The organism is Paenibacillus polymyxa, from assembly GCF_018614975.1.
Taxonomy (GTDB): Bacteria; Bacillota; Bacilli; order Paenibacillales; family Paenibacillaceae; genus Paenibacillus; species Paenibacillus polymyxa_E.
In genome coordinates this window covers 679,646-697,892 of record NZ_JAGGNR010000008.1, presented here as the reverse complement: position 1 = coordinate 697,892, position 18,247 = coordinate 679,646, and the positions used below count along the sequence as shown (strand labels likewise).

Sequence of the window (18,247 nt, the reverse complement as noted above, 5' to 3'; positions counted from 1 at the left end):
CTAAGCTTAGAGAAACAGTTTTATGACAGTTTCATGACTGAGAGGAGGATGAACCTATGGCGGATGCACTCGTAATCGTGGAGTCGCCCTCAAAGGCGAAGACGATAGGCAAATATTTAGGCAGCAAGTTCATCGTAAAAGCTTCGATGGGGCATGTTCGCGATTTGCCAAAGAGTCAGATCGGCGTTGAGGTGGAGAATAATTTTAATCCGAAATATATTACGATCCGCGGCAAAGGTTCAATTTTGAAAGAACTGAAGGATGCACGGAAGAAAGTGAAAAAAGTGTATCTCGCAGCTGACCCGGATCGCGAAGGTGAGGCTATCGCATGGCATTTGGCCCATGCCCTTGAACTGGACGATACGGCAGATTGCCGGGTTGTATTTAATGAAATTACAAAACAGGCGGTCAAAGATGCGTTCAAAACGCCGCGGAAAATCAATATGGATTTGGTTAACGCGCAGCAGGCAAGACGTATTCTGGATCGGCTTGTTGGATATAAAATTAGTCCGTTATTATGGAAGAAAGTGAAAAAAGGTTTGTCTGCAGGCCGGGTTCAGTCCGTGGCTGTTAAAATCATTTTAGATCGTGAAAATGAAATTGATGATTTTGAGCCGGAAGAATACTGGAGCATTACCGCCAAACTGACAGCAGACGGCAATCCGTTTGAAGCCAAGTTTCATAAACTGAACGGGGCCAAAACAGAGCTGGGCAGTGAAGCGGAAGTGCAAGCGATCCTGAAACAGATCGAAGGTGCAGACTTTACGATCAAGGAAGTTAAAGAGAAAGAACGGAGCCGTAACCCTTCCGCCCCGTTTACGACGAGTTCTTTGCAACAGGAAGCGGCGCGTAAATTGAATTTTAGAGCTTCCAAGACGATGTCGGTCGCCCAACAACTATATGAAGGTGTAGACCTTGGAAAAGAAGGTACAGTAGGTCTCATCACGTATATGCGTACGGACTCCACACGAATTGCGGCATCTGCACAAGAAGAAGCCAAAGAATATATCGTTGGGAAGTATGGGGAACCATTTGCACCTGAGACTCCACGAAACTATTCTAAAAAAGCAGCTAATGCTCAGGAAGCGCATGAAGCGATTCGTCCAACTTCAATTCTGCGTGATCCTGACTCAATCAAGTCGTTTATGAGTCGCGATCAGTTCCGGTTGTATAAATTGGTATGGGAACGTTTTGTAGCGAGCCAGATGTCTTCCGCTATTCTGGATACACTCTCTGTAGATATTGCTGCTGGGGATACGATTTTTCGTGCAGCTGGATCGAAGGTACGGTTCCAAGGTTTCATGAAGGTATATGTTGAAGGAAACGACGATGGTACAACCGATGAAGATCGTCTGCTGCCTCCGCTGAAAAGTGGAGATGTGCTTGAGAAGCAGGAGATTGAGCCAAAACAGCATTTTACACAACCGCCACCCCGATATACGGAGGCAAGGTTGGTTAAAACGCTTGAGGAATTGGGTATAGGGCGTCCGAGTACTTATGCGCCAACACTGGAGACCATTCAGAAGCGCGGATATGTTGCCATAGAGGAAAAGAAATTCATGCCAACCGAGCTTGGTGAACTGGTCATCGAACAGATGGAAGAGTTTTTCCCGGAAATCCTGAATGTAGAGTTTACCGCAAACATGGAAGGTGATCTTGACCATGTGGAGGAAGGTTCGGAGGATTGGGTCAAAGTACTCTCGGAATTCTATGAATCTTTTGAGAAACGCCTTGAGTTTGCGGAAGAAGAAATGAAAGAAATCGAGATTGAAGACGAAGTATCGGATGAGATCTGTGAGAAGTGCGGCAAACCGCTGGTTTATAAACTCGGACGTTTTGGCAAGTTTCTTGCGTGCTCTGGCTTCCCTGATTGCCGGAATACCAAACCGATTATCAAGGATATCGGCGTGACTTGTCCGAAGTGTAAGGAAGGTCATGTTGTTGAGCGTCGTAGCAAAAAAGGACGTATTTTCTACGGTTGTGACAAATATCCTGAATGTGATTTTGTCTCATGGGACAGACCTTCAGCCAAACCATGTCCAAGTTGCGGATCGCTAATGATTGAAAAGCGGAACAAAAAGGGAGCACGATTGCAGTGTACTTCATGTGATCATCAGGAGCCGGTGGATGAACCAGATGACGAATCAGCGGATTAGTATATATGCGATTCAATTTTAGTGAATCATGAAATTGTTTTTTGGAGGTAAATGATTTTGACGAATGAACAACAAGTAACCGTTATTGGTGCCGGGCTGGCAGGAACAGAAGCGGCCTGGCAGATTGCAAGTCGCGGCGTACGCGTAAAATTATACGAGATGAGACCTGTTGTGAAAACGCCAGCTCATCATACAGATAAATTTGCAGAACTGGTATGTAGCAACTCGCTGCGTGCGAATGGATTGACTAATGCAGTGGGTGTGTTAAAAGAAGAAATGAGAATGCTCAATTCTCTCGTATTGTCAGCAGCAGACAAACATGCAGTTCCCGCAGGTGGGGCACTTGCTGTGGACCGGGATGGATTTTCAGGTGAGATTACATCCACGTTGCACCAGCATCCGCTCATCGAAGTGGTGAATGAGGAACTAACTTCTCTACCGGAAGATGGCATCGTTGTTGTTGCAACGGGGCCGCTGACTTCACCTGCATTGTCTGAGCAAATCAAGGCACTAATGGGGGAAGAGTATTTCTACTTCTATGATGCAGCTGCACCGATCATTGAAAAAGATTCAATTGATATGAATAAAGTGTATCTGGCTTCCCGTTATGATAAGGGTGAAGCTGCATATCTGAACTGTCCGATGACAGAAAAAGAGTTTGATGTCTTCTATGAAGCTCTCATTACTGCTGAAGTCGCTCAACTGAAAGAGTTTGAGAAAGAAATCTACTTTGAAGGCTGTATGCCAATTGAAGTGATGATGAAACGCGGAAAACAGACGGCTCTGTTTGGTCCAATGAAACCGGTAGGTCTGGTTAACCCTCATACAGGAGAGTTGCCACATGCGGTTGTTCAGCTTAGACAGGACAATGCAGCTGGAACCCTGTATAACTTGGTGGGCTTCCAGACGCATCTGAAATGGGGAGAACAGAAACGTGTCTTTTCCCTTATTCCTGGACTTGAAAATGCAGAGTTCGTTCGTTATGGCGTAATGCACCGTAATACATTTATTAACTCTCCTAAACTTCTTCTTCCGACGTATCAGTTTAAAGAGCGTCCTAACCTGTTCTTTGCAGGTCAGATGACGGGTGTAGAAGGATATGTGGAATCTGCTGCATCAGGGCTTATTGCCGGCATGAACGCAGCCAAAGCAGCACTTGGGCAGGAACTGGTGGTATTGCCGGTAGAAACAACACTTGGCAGTATGGCTCAGTATATTACAACGGCTGACTTCAAGCACTTCCAACCAATGAACGCAAACTTTGGTTTGTTGCCGAAGCTTGAAACGAAGATCCGTAACAAAAAGGAAAAAAATGAAGCTCTTGCACAGCGTGCACTGGATGGTATCACCAGTTTTGCTGCGGCAGAAGGTCTAACTGTTCCGGAACGCGTATAAATTATTCGTGGGAGGAGGCTGATTCATGGATATGTCATTTCATGCTACAACGATCTGTGCTGTTCGTCATAATGGGAAGGCTGCAATCGCAGGAGATGGTCAGGTGACCATGGGCCAAAGTGTTGTGATGAAGAATACAGCCAAGAAGGTAAGACGTTTGTACCGCGGGCAGGTTGTTGCTGGCTTTGCTGGTTCTGTGGCGGATGCGATCACCCTGTTTGAGAAATTCGAAGGTAAGCTGGAGGAGCACCATGGTAACTTGCAGCGTGCTGCTGTAGAGCTTGCCAAGGATTGGCGTCAGGATCGGATCTTGCGTAAGCTTGAGGCACTGTTGATTGTGATGGACAAATCAGGTATGCTGCTCATTTCAGGCGGCGGGGAGATTATCGAACCGGATGATGACGTTATTGCTATCGGATCAGGTGGAAACTTTGCCTTGTCTGCTGCGCGCGCGTTGAAACGTCATGCAGTAAACCTGGAAGCGAAAGATATTGCGCGTGAATCACTTCAGATTGCCTCGGAGCTATGTGTATATACCAATAATAATATTATTGTAGAAGAGTTATAAGCCAAAGAAATCTCCCGTAGTGGAGCATGATTCTGTAATCTGCTCCAGGACGTCTAGGGGATTCTTTGTCCTTGTTAGGTAAAATAAATTCAACATACTGGTAGGAGGGAAGCAATATGAATACTCAAGCGTTAACACCGAGACAGATTGTTGCAGAGCTTGACAAGTATATTGTAGGTCAAAAGAAAGCCAAAAAATCGGTAGCCGTAGCCCTTCGTAATCGTTATCGGCGTAGCCTTTTGCCTGAGCACACTCAGGACGACATTGTGCCTAAAAATATCTTGATGATTGGACCTACCGGTGTGGGTAAAACGGAAATCGCCCGTCGCCTCGCTAAACTGGTAGGTGCGCCATTTGTGAAAGTGGAAGCTACCAAGTTCACTGAAGTAGGTTACGTTGGCCGTGACGTTGAATCGATGGTGCGTGATCTGATTGAGACATCACTGCGGATGGTGAAGCTGGAGCGGACTGAAAAAGTGAAGGACAAAGCTGAAGAAGCGGCCAATGAGCGAATTGTACATATTTTGGCTCCTTCACAGTCCAAGTCCAAGAATCAGCGTAATCCCTTTGAGATGATCTTTGGTAATAATGGTAACAACGTTCAGGAACAGGAAGAGCAAGAACCCGATACAGGGGTTGCGGAGCGTCGGCGCAAGATCAAGTTTGATCTGTTATCTGGCAAGTTGGAGGATGACATCATTGAAATTGATGTCGAAGACACTGCACCAAACATGATGGACATGTTTGCTGGTCAAGGTAATGATCAGATGGGCATGAACATGCAGGAGATGTTTGGTAGCTTGTTGCCTCGTCGTACGAAAAAACGTAAACTCGCTATTAAAGAAGCGCGTAAAGTGTTGATCCAGGAAGAAGCAGGGAAATTGATCGACATGGATGATGTTACCCAGGAGTCCATTCGCCGGGCGGAGCAGACAGGAATCATATTCATTGATGAAATCGACAAGGTTGCCAGTCAAGGACGTGGTAGTGGACCCGATGTATCCCGGGAGGGGGTTCAACGTGACATTCTGCCTATTGTGGAAGGTTCTACGGTGATGACGAAATATGGCCCTGTCAAAACGGATTATATTCTGTTTATGGCCGCTGGCGCATTCCACGTCGCTAAACCCTCTGATCTGATTCCCGAGCTTCAGGGACGCTTCCCAATTCGTGTGGAACTAAGCAGTCTAACACTGGAGGAGTTTGTATCCATTCTGACTGAACCTCAAAATGCACTGACCAAGCAGTATGTTGATCTGCTGCGCACAGAGAATATTGAGATTGAGTTCTCGGATGAGGCCATTCGCGAGATTGCCAAATTGGCTGAATCCGTCAATCAAAATACAGAAAATATAGGTGCACGTCGATTGCATACGATTCTTGAAAAGCTTTTGGAGGATTTATCCTTTGAGGCACCGGAGCTTACACTGGAACGTATGGTGATCACTCCAGAGTATGTCCGGGAGAAATTAAATGATATTGCGCTTGATCGTGATTTGAGTCAGTATATCCTGTAACATGCGGATAGCAATGGAATTGTTAAAATGATGTTATAAATGAACGGTATGACGAGAGTAGAGAACATTTGTGTGATCGACAAAGGGAAGCAATCCTTTAGCGAATCACAAAGGCCCTCTTACTTGACGCATATCGTTTATTTTTGTTTCTAACTAAAGGATTTCGATGTTACAACCGATAAAAGATGTGGGGTTGTTATACGGATCGACAAAACCTAGGACTTGTGCCGCATGTATACGGAGTTAAAACCTATCGAGTGGTATTTATTCCTCGTTTCCATACCCAATGATTTCCATTAAAAGGATTTTCATTATTCCAAGTCTGGTCATCGGTTTAGTCAATAGATTGGTAAATGTTGCGCAAATGCGCAAAATGATGAATTGTAGAAAAGTGTGAAGCCACTAATTTTTTTCTTAAAATTAAAATATTTAGACTCCACTTAATTGTTAAGAAAGTGTTGTGTAGGAAAGGGGAGTTTTCTTCATTCTTGAAAGATAACTTGTCAATTGATTAATATACAGCTTTGTATGTATACCTATCATATTGTCTATAAACCCTTAGTATAACGGCAAAAAATTCTAACATTATTAACGATGAAATATTCGCAAATATACATAATTACGGGCGTTATAAGCTCATGTGGAGACTCAAAAAATTTTTTTTATTTTAAGAATGTTTAAGAACAATAAGGGATAGTATTAACATACTTTTGTTTTGGGCCCGAACATTTACGAAAAAATTCATAATTTGCAGAAAATACACAAAAAGCCCTGTCTTTCAGAAAAGATAGGGCTTTTTTCTTATTGTAATAAATCCCAAACTCGAAGAAACTTATATTATACGACAACATCAGAGTTAATTCTACTTAAGTCCTAGAAAACCGTGTAAAGACGAATGTTTTTGTCGAAAAAACATAAGAATTTTCAAGGAAAAAGATTCAATCTTTTTCCATAACTTCTAAAGAGAGGAGGGGGATTGTGAATCTTTTAAACGATATCAGCTTTAAAAGATTGCAAGGTGCACTCGATGCGTCCAATATCAGACAACGAACGATTGCTGACAACATTGCGAATGCCGATACCCCGTATTTCAAGCGCTCGGACGTTTCTTTTGAAGAAATGTTGCAAGGGCAAATGAATGGAGATATGCCTATTCTTAAAGGTGAAGTAACTGATGCAAGGCATTTTGTCATAGGTCCTTCCTCTTCCGTACCAACGCCAGTAGTTAATATGGACGAGTCAACGTCCATGAATAACAACCAGAATAATGTCGATATCGACAGAGAAATGAGTCTTCTGGCTGAGAATCAGTTGCGTTATAACGCTTATATTCAGCAAGTGAACGAACAAATTAAAATCATGCGTGTTGGCGTGGAAGGGAGATAACCTTAATTGAACATTAGTAATAGTTTTAACATTAGTAGCTCAGCTCTGACAGCCCAACGGTTGCGGATGGACGTTATATCTTCCAACATTGCCAACGCAGAGACGACGCGCGCGAGCGTGTCCAATGGTGAAGCGGTCCCTTACAAACGTAAAATGGTTGTGCTTGAGCCAAATAAAACGTCATTTGGTACGATGCTGCAAAATCAGATGAGAGGTAGCGGTTCAGGAGATGGCGTGAGAGTATCGGAGATTCGCGAGGATCAGTCACCTTTGAAGCCTGTGTATGACCCTTCTCATCCGGATGCCAACGCAGAAGGATATGTATTTATGCCTAACGTGGATATTGCGAAAGAAATGGTCGACATGATCTCTGCTTCGCGTTCCTATGAAGCAAACGTAACAGCACTGAATTCAACCAAAGCGATGATCTCCAAAGCTTTGGAGATTGGAAGATAAACCGCTTTGAAATGAAAATAAGAAAATACAAACCAGGGATGAAGGGGAGGGACATTAATGATTCAGAACAACATGTTTAGCACACAGGGGATACAACCGCTACAGATGAAGAGTGCAACCGAAAGTAAGCCTTCTACACCAGCCGAAACCATTCAGAGCTTCGGTACATACTTACAGAATGCATTAGGGTCCGTTGCAGCACAGGAGGCTCAATCGCATGAAATGTCGAATCAATTTTTGGTCGGCAAAGCGAATGTGGATCAGGTGATGATTGCTTCAGAACAGGCCTTGTTAAGCCTACAACTCACAACTCAAGTCCGAAACAAAGTAGTCGAAGCATACCAGGAAGTTATGCGAACCCAGTTATAAAATAACCTACTTGCGCTTCGATAATAGCGCTGATCATTACAACAAAGCAGCTGCGATGCTGCTCTTGATCGTCAACCTATGAACGGCTAGGGTTGAGTAAGGACAGACTAAGCAAAGTTTCGGATGGGGTGACAGAGTGAATGAGAGAATCGCCCAGTACAGGGATAAGGCATCCCAGTATTGGAATAGTTTTAGCAAAAAGCAAAAAGTATTATTTATATCCACCTTCCTGTTCCTGATTTTGGCTGCAGTTGTACTCACGATGCAATTGTCCAAGACGGAATATGAAGTTGCTTTTACAGATTTGAATGCAAGTGATTCAGCGGGCGTTATCAGTTATCTCGATTCATCTAGCATTCCATACAAATTAAGTTCAGATGGCAAGACCATATCCGTACCGAGTACAAGTGTTGCAATTGCAAAGGTGAATGTTGGATCTCAAGGGATTATTCAGAATGGTTCATTAGGGTATAAGTCATTCGAGGAGTCATCATCCCCCATCGGGATGACGGATAAAGAGTTTGATGTAAAGTACAACAACGCTATAAACGGAGAAGTTGAACAGTTACTTCAGCGGATGCAAGGGATACAGGATGCTAAAGTACTCGTTAATATGCCGAAAGATAACATCTTTGCTGGTTTAGAAGAACAAGATAAAGCATCAGCATCGGTAGCTCTCCAATTCAAACCGGGTTATCACCCAAATCAGGCAGCGGTAGATGGCTACTTTAACTTGGTTAAGACTGCAATTCCTAATCTGCCTGTTGAGAACATCACAATTACGAACACAGATGAAGCAGAATTGATTCCAACTGCCCGAGGTGGCAGTGGCGGGTTGTCTTCCGAAGTTCAAGAGAACATGGCACTACAGAAAAAGTTTGAAAACGATGTCCGCAATAACGTAAAGCAATTCCTTTCCCAGATTGTAGGCGAAGACAAAGTTAATGTTTTGGTAGCCTCCAAGCTTAATTTTGACAAAGAAACACGTAAGGAAAATCTGGTCACACCCGTTGATGTAGATAATATGAAAGGCATCGAGATCAGTGTGCAAGAGATTCAAAAGAGCTACACTGGCGCAGGCAACCCAACAGGCGGTGTTGCAGGTACAGGCCAAGAGGAAATTCCAGGTTATCCAGCAACAGATGCAGCAGGGAATTCAACCTCGGAAGAATCATCAAGCACTATAAACTACGATGTTAATCGAATCGCCAAGGATATCATTTCCAGTCCGTATACTGTAAAAGACTTAACTATTAACGTTGCAGTTGAACCACCGAATGGAGAAACAGAATTGCAAGGGCCGGTTCAAGACGCGATTGAGAACATTTTGGTTAACATTGTTCGAGCTTCACTGGCAGACTCAGGCACTGTAATAAGTGACGCTGATCTGACAAAGAAAGTTTCAGTCATGTCACAGGGATTCCAGACTGCCTCTGCAGACAATACAGGTTTCCAGCTCTCCTCAACAATGATGTGGGGTGGAGGCGCACTCATAGCGGCATTGATCGCAGCGGTAGTTATTTTGTTAGTACGCCGTCGCCGCAAACAAAACGAAGTCGAAGAAGAAGAGATTCCTCTTCCAATAGCAACAGAGTTCCCGTCCATTACGCTGGACAGTGTAACGAACGAAAGTCAGGTGCGCAAACAATTGGAGAGTTTGGCCAAGAAAAAGCCAGACGAATTCGTCAATCTGCTGCGTACATGGCTGGCTGACGAATAGAGGTGAACGTATTGGCGAAGGCAAGCAGTCAAGGTTTGACTGGCAGACAAAAAGCAGCAATTTTGTTGATTACATTAGGTCCGGAAGTATCAGCTCAGATCTTCAAACATCTGCGTGATGAGGAGATTGAGCAACTTACGTTGGAGATTGCCAACGTTCGCAAGGTTGATTCTTCCGAAAAGGACATGATCATGGCTGAGTTTCACCAGATCTGTCTGGCGCAGGAATATATCTCTCAGGGCGGGATCAATTATGCGAGAGAAATCCTGGAGAAAGCACTGGGTTCTTCAAAAGCACTTGAAGTCATTAACCGTTTGACAGCTACGCTGCAAGTCAGACCGTTTGATTTTGCACGCAAAGCGGATCCAAATCAAATCTTGAACTTTATTCAGAATGAAAGTCCGCAAACGATCGCGCTGGTTCTGTCTTATCTTCAGTTCGAACAAGCTGCGGCGATTCTGTCATCCTTGCCCCAAGAGAAGCAGGCAGATGTTGCTCGCCGGGTGGCAGTTATGGATAGTACTTCGCCAGAAGTTATCTCTCAAGTGGAGCGGGTTCTGGAACAGAAGTTATCTTCTACCGTAACGCAGGATTACACCAATGCAGGTGGTATCGAATCGATCGTTCAGATTCTGAACGGAGTCGATCGTGGTACAGAGCGTACCATTTTGGACTCACTTGAAATTCAGGATCCGGAGCTTGCAGAGGAAATCAAAAAACGCATGTTTGTATTCGAAGATATCGTCAATGTGGATGATCGTTCGATCCAGCGTATTATCCGGGATATCGACAACGCAGATCTGCAACTTGCACTCAAGGTGGCAAGCGAAGAGGTTCGGGATGCTGTGTTCCGGAACATGTCGAAGCGGATGTCCGAAACATTCAAAGAAGAGATGGAGTTCATGGGACCCGTGCGATTGCGTGATGTTGAGGAAGCTCAGACACGCATTGTAGGAACGATACGCAGATTGGAAGAAGCCGGTGAGATCATTATCGCACGCGGTGGAGGAGATGATATCATTGTCTAATTTGATTAAATCTTTCCAGTATGTACCCGTTGATGACCGCAAAAAACTTGAAAATCATCATCATTATGGTGGTGCTGAGGAGTCTGAAACGGAATTATACGGTGATAGTGCTGAAGGTTCTGAAGCAGAGACACTTCAAGCACGCGTGGACGAAGAAACACAACGTCTTACCGCAGAAATGCTGGAAGATGCCAAGGAGTTTGCAGAAAAGCAAGTACGTGAAGCTTCAGAAGAGGCAGAGCGCATGCTTCAAGAGGCCCGTGAACAGATCGACAGCTGGTGGCAGGAACAACGACAACAGGATGAACATCTGACCGAAGCGCTTCGTTCACAAGGTTTCCAACAGGGTTTTGAAGAAGGCAAAGTACAAGCTGAACTGGATCTCCAGGTGCAGATCGAAAAGATGATGATTGAAGCCCAGGAAGTGCTCAAGGAAGCTTATGTAGCTAAAGATCAGATCATTCAGGAAGCCGAACCGTTCCTTGTGGATCTCGCTTGCGGGATCGCTGAGAAAGTCATTGATAAACAACTTACCATTGAACCCGATCATACATTGGAACTGATTCGTCAGAGTTTGTCACGTAAACGGGAGCAGGGTTTGATCACGCTCTGTGTGGCTCCTGATCAGTTTACATTTGTACAGGCAGCTCGTGAAGAATTGTCTCTGTCCATTGATTCTCAGGCAGAACTGCAGATTTTGCCTGATTCAACAGTCAAAGATAAGGGATGTGTTATTCGTTCTTCGTTCGGAAGTGTAGATGCGAGAATTGATACACAGCTTGCTGAAATAAAAAAAGAACTGGTCCGCATAGCACTTGAGGATGAGGAGCGAAAAAATCAACATGAAGGTTCTTAGTTCACAGCGATATATGGAACATTTGCGCCAATTCGATCCTGTTCGTATTAACGGCAAAGTTACTCAGGTCATTGGTCTTATGGTGGAGTCAGAAGGGCCAGATGCAAGTATCGGTGACGTATGTTATATCTATCCTGGTAAATCGGCCAAGCCTCTTCAAGCCGAAGTTGTTGGGTTTCGAGATAACAAAGTGTTGCTTATGCCACTGGGTGAACTTCAATCCATCGGTCCTGGTTGCGATGTAGTAGGTACGGGTAAACCACTCGGCGTTCAGGTAGGTTCCGAATTGCTCGGTAAAGTATTGGACGGACTTGGACAACCGCTGGACGGTTCTCTCCTTCCATCAAGAATGCCAATGTACTCTACCTCCAATACTCCGGTCAATCCAATGGATCGTCCACGTGTACTTGAAACGATGGGTGTTGGTGTAAGAGCTATCGATGGATTGCTGACCGTAGGTAAGGGACAGCGTGTAGGTATTTTTGCCGGTTCTGGTGTTGGTAAGAGTACATTGATGGGCATGATTGCTCGTAATACAGCAGCAGATGTTAATGTCATCGCGCTTGTGGGTGAGCGTGGACGTGAGGTGCGCGACTTTATTGAACGGGATCTGGGTCCGGAAGGGCTGGAACGCTCCGTAGTCATTGTTGCAACTTCAGATCAGCCTGCCCTGATTCGGATTAAGGGAGCGGTTATTGCGACCACTATTGCAGAGTATTTCCGAGATCGTGGAATGAACGTGATGCTCATGATGGATTCGGTAACTAGATATGCGATGGCACAAAGGGAAGTTGGTCTGGCTGTAGGTGAACCTCCGGCAATGAGAGGATATACGCCATCGGTATTTGCGAGTTTGCCCAAACTGCTTGAACGGGCGGGTACAGGACCTACCGGTTCGATTACAGCCTTTTACACCGTTCTGGTCGATGGGGATGACATGAATGAACCAATCGCGGATGCGGTAAGGGGTATTCTGGATGGACACATTGTGTTAAATCGATCCATTGCAAATAAAGGTCATTTTCCAGCGATTGATGTGTTAGCCAGCATAAGCCGTGTTATGAAGGATATTGCTCCGGAAGAGCAGTTGGAAGCCGTTAATAATATGAAACGTTTGATGGCTGTGTACAAAGAATCGGAAGATTTGATCAATATTGGGGCTTACCAGCGGGGATCGAATGCAGCCATAGATGAATCGATAGACCAGATTGATAGTATATGGAACTTTACCAAGCAGAAAGTCGACGAGAAAGTCACTTTAAGTGAAGTACAGGAACGTTTGATTCTTGAATTTGCAAGGAGATGAATGGGTAAACGATGAAATTTCGATATCATTTCCAGAAGGTTGTTGACCTGAAAAGTAATGAAAAAACACAGGCAGAGTGGATGTTATCTACAGCGATCGGTAAACTTCAGACGGAGGAAGAACATCTGATACAACTTCTTAATGATAAAAGTAATCTGATCGGCATTATCCAATCTGCTACGGAGAATACAGCGTCTGTAAACAGTCTGCAGGAGATGCAGCGTTATGTACATCACCTTGACGAGTGCATTTCACGCAAAAACAGTGATGTTAAACATGCTCAGGTCAATGTGCAGCAGAATCAGACGTTTCTTAATGGTAAGCTGATTGACGAAAAAGTATGGCTTGGAGCGAGAGACAAGGCCAAAATCAAATTTCAGCAGGAGATGCTCCTCCGGGAACAGAACGATCTGGACGAGATGGCTACTGTACGCTTCGCTGCCAAAGCCGGACGCGCGAATTGATTGAGCCGGACGCGAAGTTGTCTCGTGAAGGAGGAATGAACGATGGCTGTTAAAGATGATAGCGACATGGAAAAAGAGTCGGGAGGCGGTTGGGAAAAGTTTCTCATGATTTCAATTCCGATTGTATTCACCGTAGTATTGCTAGGTGTATTACTTACGCTATTTAATGTAGATATTCGTAATAATTTGTTTGAATTCGCCAACAAGATACCGGTAGTTAAGGAATGGGTACCTGATCCTGTACTGGATCCGGAGAAGGAGAAGCTGGATAAGAGTGAGCAGCAGGTTGAAAGTGCTGAAGCCACGATCGAAAAGCTTAAATCCCAAGTAACTGCCAAAGAAACAGAGCTGAAGGCGGCACAGGAAGCGACAACAACCGAAGCAAAGAAGGCCACGGACCTTCAGAAGAAGTTGGATGATGCGGAAAAAGCGGCTGAAACGGCTACGGCAGCAACGCCGGAAACGGAATCTGATTATCAAAAGCAAATCAAAGATTTGGCTAAAATGTATGCTGACATGAGCCCGAGCAAAGCTGCACCGATTTTGCAAAATATGACGAACGAGGAAATGGTATTGTTGTTGAATGCCATGCAGTCATCTGCTCGGACCAAGGTGCTTGAAAAGATGGACCCGAAAACAGCAGCCGATGTCACCATGATGATGAAGGATGCTAAACCGTCCGGGGATCTGGCACTGGATGCGCTGCAATCCAGATTGAAGAAAGAAACCGCGGCAACATCAACTGCAACAACAACCACGAGCAAAAACCTGGATAAAAACCAGCTTAGCCAAACGTTTGCTTCGATGGATGCTTCAAGTGGAGCCAAGCTTTTATTGGAAACATACAAGTTAAGTCCGGACAAAACATTGACCATCCTGAATTCAGTGGATGATGCAACACGCTCTCAATTGCTTGAGAACATGTCTTCAGAGGACTCGGTTCAAACTGCAAAAATTTTGAACAGATTAATGGGTAACAAGTAGAGCTGATTACACTGTATAACCGAGAGGAGGTGAAAATAAATGTCGATTGTATATCAAATGGCATCCACAGCATCTGCAAAAGCAACAGGAACAGGTCAGACAACCGGAGCACAATCGAAAGGTTCAGTTACAGGTGCTAGCGGTGAATTTCTCCAAACTCTTGCACAATCGTTATCTGGAGGAAACACAGAAGGTGATAGTTCAAGCGCTACTGGAAGTTTAACTGCCAATCCGTTGGTGTTTTCCTTTGCTACAAGTGACGAAGAAGAAGGAGAAGCGGCATCAATCACGGATATACTGAATTCGTTGTTCACGGACTTGGATGCGCTTGACGAAGCTTTGGAAAATGACCCGGCTCTACTTGCAGGTTTGCAAACTCTGATTCAACAGATGTATACACAATTAAGTAATCCTTCAGGTACCAATGCAGAAGGTTCCGACGAGTCTTCGAGCGGAGCGGAAAGCGTAAAAACAGTACCCGCAATTGAACTGTCGCAGCATCCGGCAGCAGTACGTTTTGTTCTGCAAGATATGCTTACACAATTAGTAGCTGGAATGAATGATCCTGAGAGTAACGTTGCGAAGAACGCTCCTGAATTCAAACATTTGTTACAATCTCTGCAGAGTCAGCTTCAAGAGGCTGGAGTGGATACCGCTAGTAACAAAGGATGGACTGAACTGAAATCCATACTGGATACATTGACTGCAGTTAAGGATCAGACTGTACAAGTCGCTCCAAGTACTTCGCTTCAAACATCCAAACAGGATTCTGTCGTACCACAAGTTCTTGTTGCAGCAGTGGCGAATTCTGGAACCCAGGTGAAAGCTGAGGCTGAGACCACATCTGCTTCAAATGCAGGTGGAGAAGTGGAACATTCAACCATCATTACTGCAGGAGAGCTGTCTTTGCGTTCATCAGGTACAACAGCAGGAAAACCGGCTGAACCTGTAATACAAACATCACAGTTTGCCAAGGAAATGACACAGTTTGTGGTTAACAAGCTGGATATTGTCCAGCAAAAAGGGTTTTCCGAGGCGACCATCTCACTTCGGCCTGAGCATCTAGGTAAATTGGATGTTCAAATTACCTTGCAGAACGGGCAGTTGGTTGCACGGTTTATGACTGAGCATACGATGGCTAAAGACATGCTTGAACAACAAATGACACAGCTACGTTCTTCACTTCAAGCCCAGGGAATTCAAGTGGAACGACTTGAGGTTACACAGAACAGTTCAATCGGATCACAGATGTATCAGGACGGAGGTCGTCAGCCGGGAAGTAACTCTCAGCAACAACGCCGTTCGCGTGAGCGTGAGGAACAATCGGAAGATGCTATAGCTACAGCAGGGATTCAAGACGAATTGCGTAACTGGCGTAGCGAGCAAGTCGAAGGAAACGAATTACAGAGAGATACGTTTAGTGCTAAGGCTTAAACAGAAATGAGGTGAGCAAATGGCTAATGAAATTGTTTCAATGAATAATACCTGGCCGAACTATTCGGCAGCTAATAAAGCAACCACAAGTGCTGCAACAAAAGAATTGGGTAAAGATCAGTTTCTAAAAATCCTGATTACCCAGCTGCAAAATCAAGACCCGATGCAGCCGATGGAGGATAAGGAATTTATCGCTCAAATGGCACAGTTCAGCTCAGTGGAACAACTGGTCAATATTTCTACGCAGCTTAAAACATTGAACCAGTCCCTTGGTGCTGTATCCGGTATGATTGGCATGGAGGTAAGTTGGCTTTCTTCTAATAAAGATGATAGCGGAACTCTTCGTCAGGGTATTGTAGATTCCATCATTGTAAGAGATAGCGTTCAATACGCAAAAGTGGGCAACGACGAGATTAAGCTGGATGAGATCATTCAGGTGAATTATCCAAAACAGGCAGAAGAGAGTCAAACTCCGGTACAGAACGTTCAGGATGTAACCCCTGAAACAAACGAGAGCCAGGAAGTTGAATCATCCGCTGAAACGGGTGATACGGAAGATAGCGGGAAAACGATATGAGTGATCGCATAACGGTTGGACAATTATACGCAGGCCCGATTACACCGAATATGCTTCAAAGACCCAAAACGGGAGAAGCTTCGGCTATACCTGAAAAACCTTTTGCAAAGGTGCTGGAAGATAATCTTCTGAAATTGAGCAATCATGCTGCCAAACGATTGGAACAGCGTGGTATTGAACTCAAGAGCGAGCAAATGGAACAGATTGGTTCTGCTTTGGACAAAGCTGCTGCCAAAGGAGCCAAAGAGTCATTGATTTTAATGCAGGATATGGCTTTTATCGTCAATGTCAAAAATCGTACTGTGGTTACAGCTATGGATAGTGAAAGCATGAAGGATAATGTGTTCACTCAGATTGATAGTGCTGTAATCATTTCTTGACCGGCTGGCCCTTCTCGGGAGCCGGAATGCCGCTGACCGACTGATGCGGTAACCAAATGAAGACTGGGAGGATTTTTAAAAATGTTGAAATCAATGTACTCAGGCGTTTCCGGGATGCGGGGTTTTCAAACCAAACTCGATGTAATTGGTAACAATATTGCGAACGTAAACACGGTTGGCTTTAAAGGCAGTCGGGTTATGTTCAAAGATATTATGAGCCAAACTACGGCAGGGGTAACTGCCCCAACTGATACTCCATCTGGTGGTGTGAATGCAAAGCAAATCGGTTTGGGTGTATCTGTGGGATCTATAGATACATTGCATCTTGCAGGAAGTCCTATGACAACAAACAATCCAACGGACTTGCGTATTAATGGTGACGGGTTCTTCTTAGTTTCCATGGGGGACGATCAGGAAGTTCCATTTTTGACTCGCGCCGGGGACTTTCATGTAGATGCAGCTCGTAATCTGGTTACATCTGATGGACTCTTCGTATTAGACAGTGAAGGGGAAGCAATCACAATTGGTGATGATGTTGTTTCATTTACAATCGGACAGAACGGTATGATTAACCAAACCATGGCTGATGGAACAATCGAAGGCGAAACTCAAATCGGGATAGGGAAGGTAGTTAACCCTGAAGGATTGGAAAAAATCGGGGGTAACCTATACCGGATGACAGCTAACGCTAATCCTGACGGTACTCTTGATCCTTTAACAGCAAACAGTGCTGAGGACGGAACAGGAGCGATCATTGCTGGACAGCTCGAAATGTCTAATGTGGATCTGACCGGTGAATTTACAGAGATGATCGTAGCTCAGCGTGGATTCCAGGCAAACTCCCGGATCATTACAACGTCGGATGAAATACTTCAGGAAGTTGTTAACCTGAAACGTTAATAGCTGATTAAAGAGTTTTTAAAACGTGGGGGAGCTTGCTCCTCCCACTCTGATTAAGGGGGCTTAGCATGATTTCGGTTACGCGGTTAAATGGTTCTCCCATGTGGTTAAATGCGCTGATGGTTGAAATTGTGGAAGAAACGCCGGATACGTATATTACTCTGGTAACTGGAAAGAGACTGATTGTGCTTGAAAAAGCCGATGACGTTATTTCCAAGATTAAAGATTACAACCGTGAAATCGGGGTTCAGGCAGCCACTATTAAAGTGCAGCAAACGGAGGAATCCTGATGAAAAAAATGATGCCCTGGCTTGCAACAATGTTGCTGGCAATAACACTCATTGTGGTGGTTGTGTTTGTATTTATGCAAGGACAGAACGGGAATAAGGACGACACACATACGGCGGCAGCTGCTGAAGAAAAAAAAATGACTGCGGATGAAATTGTAGAGGTATCGTCAGAGCTTGCACAGATTAAAACGAATCTGGCCGATCCGGATCGTATTATTATGGTTAGTTTTTCTTTCAGGTTATCTGACAAAACAGCCAAAGAAGATTTTGAAAAAATTAAAAGCATTACGGTGAAGCCTATTATTATTCAGGCACTCGCAGACACCAAGGCTGAGGAACTGAGTTCGGCCAAAGGTATGAAACAATTCAATGAGAAACTGACAGGTCTAATTAATGAGGCATTGCCTGAGCCGAAATTGAAAAGCACTAGTTTTTCAGACATTGTTATAGCACCAATGTAA

19 protein-coding genes are annotated in these 18,247 nt (G+C 44.5%); all 19 read left to right on the top strand.

Going from position 1 to position 18,247, the window contains the following annotated elements:
- The first annotated feature begins 56 nt into the window (after window positions 1-56).
- Window positions 57-2,156 (top strand): type I DNA topoisomerase, encoded by a 2,100-nt coding sequence (gene topA, locus J7E78_RS06545; RefSeq protein WP_215075457.1) that lies wholly within the window; start codon window positions 57-59, stop codon window positions 2,154-2,156.
- A gap of 51 nt (window positions 2,157-2,207) precedes the next feature.
- Complete coding sequence (gene trmFO / locus J7E78_RS06540; protein ID WP_397330465.1) at window positions 2,208-3,551, top strand: FADH(2)-oxidizing methylenetetrahydrofolate--tRNA-(uracil(54)-C(5))-methyltransferase TrmFO; 1,344 nt, start codon at window positions 2,208-2,210, stop codon at window positions 3,549-3,551.
- Window positions 3,552-3,576: 25 nt separating this feature from the next.
- Window positions 3,577-4,119: an ATP-dependent protease subunit HslV gene (gene hslV, locus J7E78_RS06535; RefSeq protein WP_017689194.1), complete on the top strand. Its 543-nt coding sequence runs from the start codon at window positions 3,577-3,579 to the stop codon at window positions 4,117-4,119.
- 116 nt (window positions 4,120-4,235) lie between these two features.
- Window positions 4,236-5,636 carry an ATP-dependent protease ATPase subunit HslU gene (gene hslU, locus J7E78_RS06530; RefSeq protein ID WP_215075455.1) on the top strand — a complete coding sequence of 467 codons (1,401 nt, stop codon included), beginning with the start codon at window positions 4,236-4,238 and terminating at the stop codon, window positions 5,634-5,636.
- A 978-nt stretch (window positions 5,637-6,614) separates the two neighbouring features.
- Entirely contained in the window at window positions 6,615-7,022 is a 408-nt protein-coding gene (gene flgB, locus J7E78_RS06525) for a flagellar basal body rod protein FlgB (protein WP_215075454.1), read from the top strand.
- A gap of 6 nt (window positions 7,023-7,028) precedes the next feature.
- Window positions 7,029-7,478: a flagellar basal body rod protein FlgC gene (gene flgC, locus J7E78_RS06520; protein WP_215075453.1), complete on the top strand. Its 450-nt coding sequence runs from the start codon at window positions 7,029-7,031 to the stop codon at window positions 7,476-7,478.
- 57 nt (window positions 7,479-7,535) lie between these two features.
- Entirely contained in the window at window positions 7,536-7,847 is a 312-nt protein-coding gene (gene fliE, locus J7E78_RS06515; protein WP_017689190.1) for a flagellar hook-basal body complex protein FliE, read from the top strand.
- A gap of 136 nt (window positions 7,848-7,983) precedes the next feature.
- Window positions 7,984-9,567, top strand: a complete 1,584-nt coding sequence (gene fliF / locus J7E78_RS06510; protein WP_215075452.1) for a flagellar basal-body MS-ring/collar protein FliF — start codon at window positions 7,984-7,986, stop codon at window positions 9,565-9,567.
- 11 nt (window positions 9,568-9,578) lie between these two features.
- Complete coding sequence (fliG, locus tag J7E78_RS06505) at window positions 9,579-10,595, top strand: flagellar motor switch protein FliG (protein WP_047842476.1); 1,017 nt, start codon at window positions 9,579-9,581, stop codon at window positions 10,593-10,595.
- Entirely contained in the window at window positions 10,588-11,451 is an 864-nt protein-coding gene (locus tag J7E78_RS06500) for a FliH/SctL family protein (protein WP_215075451.1), read from the top strand. Before fliG ends, J7E78_RS06500 begins: the two co-directional genes overlap by 8 nt.
- Window positions 11,438-12,757 carry a flagellar protein export ATPase FliI gene (gene fliI, locus J7E78_RS06495; protein ID WP_036609365.1) on the top strand — a complete coding sequence of 440 codons (1,320 nt, stop codon included), beginning with the start codon at window positions 11,438-11,440 and terminating at the stop codon, window positions 12,755-12,757. Before J7E78_RS06500 ends, fliI begins: the two co-directional genes overlap by 14 nt.
- Window positions 12,758-12,768: 11 nt before the next feature.
- Window positions 12,769-13,221: a flagellar export protein FliJ gene (gene fliJ / locus J7E78_RS06490; RefSeq protein ID WP_215075450.1), complete on the top strand. Its 453-nt coding sequence runs from the start codon at window positions 12,769-12,771 to the stop codon at window positions 13,219-13,221.
- Between the two features lie 42 nt (window positions 13,222-13,263).
- On the top strand, window positions 13,264-14,205 hold the full coding sequence (locus tag J7E78_RS06485) for a MotE family protein (RefSeq protein WP_215075449.1): 942 nt from the start codon (window positions 13,264-13,266) through the stop codon (window positions 14,203-14,205).
- A 39-nt stretch (window positions 14,206-14,244) separates the two neighbouring features.
- Window positions 14,245-15,639: a flagellar hook-length control protein FliK gene (locus tag J7E78_RS06480; RefSeq protein WP_215075448.1), complete on the top strand. Its 1,395-nt coding sequence runs from the start codon at window positions 14,245-14,247 to the stop codon at window positions 15,637-15,639.
- Window positions 15,640-15,658: 19 nt separating this feature from the next.
- Entirely contained in the window at window positions 15,659-16,216 is a 558-nt protein-coding gene (locus tag J7E78_RS06475; RefSeq protein WP_215075447.1) for a flagellar hook capping FlgD N-terminal domain-containing protein, read from the top strand.
- On the top strand, window positions 16,213-16,596 hold the full coding sequence (locus tag J7E78_RS06470) for a TIGR02530 family flagellar biosynthesis protein (RefSeq protein WP_215075446.1): 384 nt from the start codon (window positions 16,213-16,215) through the stop codon (window positions 16,594-16,596). Before J7E78_RS06475 ends, J7E78_RS06470 begins: the two co-directional genes overlap by 4 nt.
- An 81-nt stretch (window positions 16,597-16,677) precedes the next feature.
- Window positions 16,678-17,496 carry a flagellar basal body rod protein FlgG gene (gene flgG, locus J7E78_RS06465; RefSeq protein ID WP_215075445.1) on the top strand — a complete coding sequence of 273 codons (819 nt, stop codon included), beginning with the start codon at window positions 16,678-16,680 and terminating at the stop codon, window positions 17,494-17,496.
- A gap of 68 nt (window positions 17,497-17,564) precedes the next feature.
- The gene (locus tag J7E78_RS06460; RefSeq protein ID WP_076208897.1) at window positions 17,565-17,786 is read left to right on the top strand and encodes a flagellar FlbD family protein; all 222 of its coding nucleotides are present in this window, start codon (window positions 17,565-17,567) and stop codon (window positions 17,784-17,786) included.
- Window positions 17,786-18,247 carry a flagellar basal body-associated FliL family protein gene (locus J7E78_RS06455; RefSeq protein WP_215075444.1) on the top strand — a complete coding sequence of 154 codons (462 nt, stop codon included), beginning with the start codon at window positions 17,786-17,788 and terminating at the stop codon, window positions 18,245-18,247. Before J7E78_RS06460 ends, J7E78_RS06455 begins: the two co-directional genes overlap by 1 nt.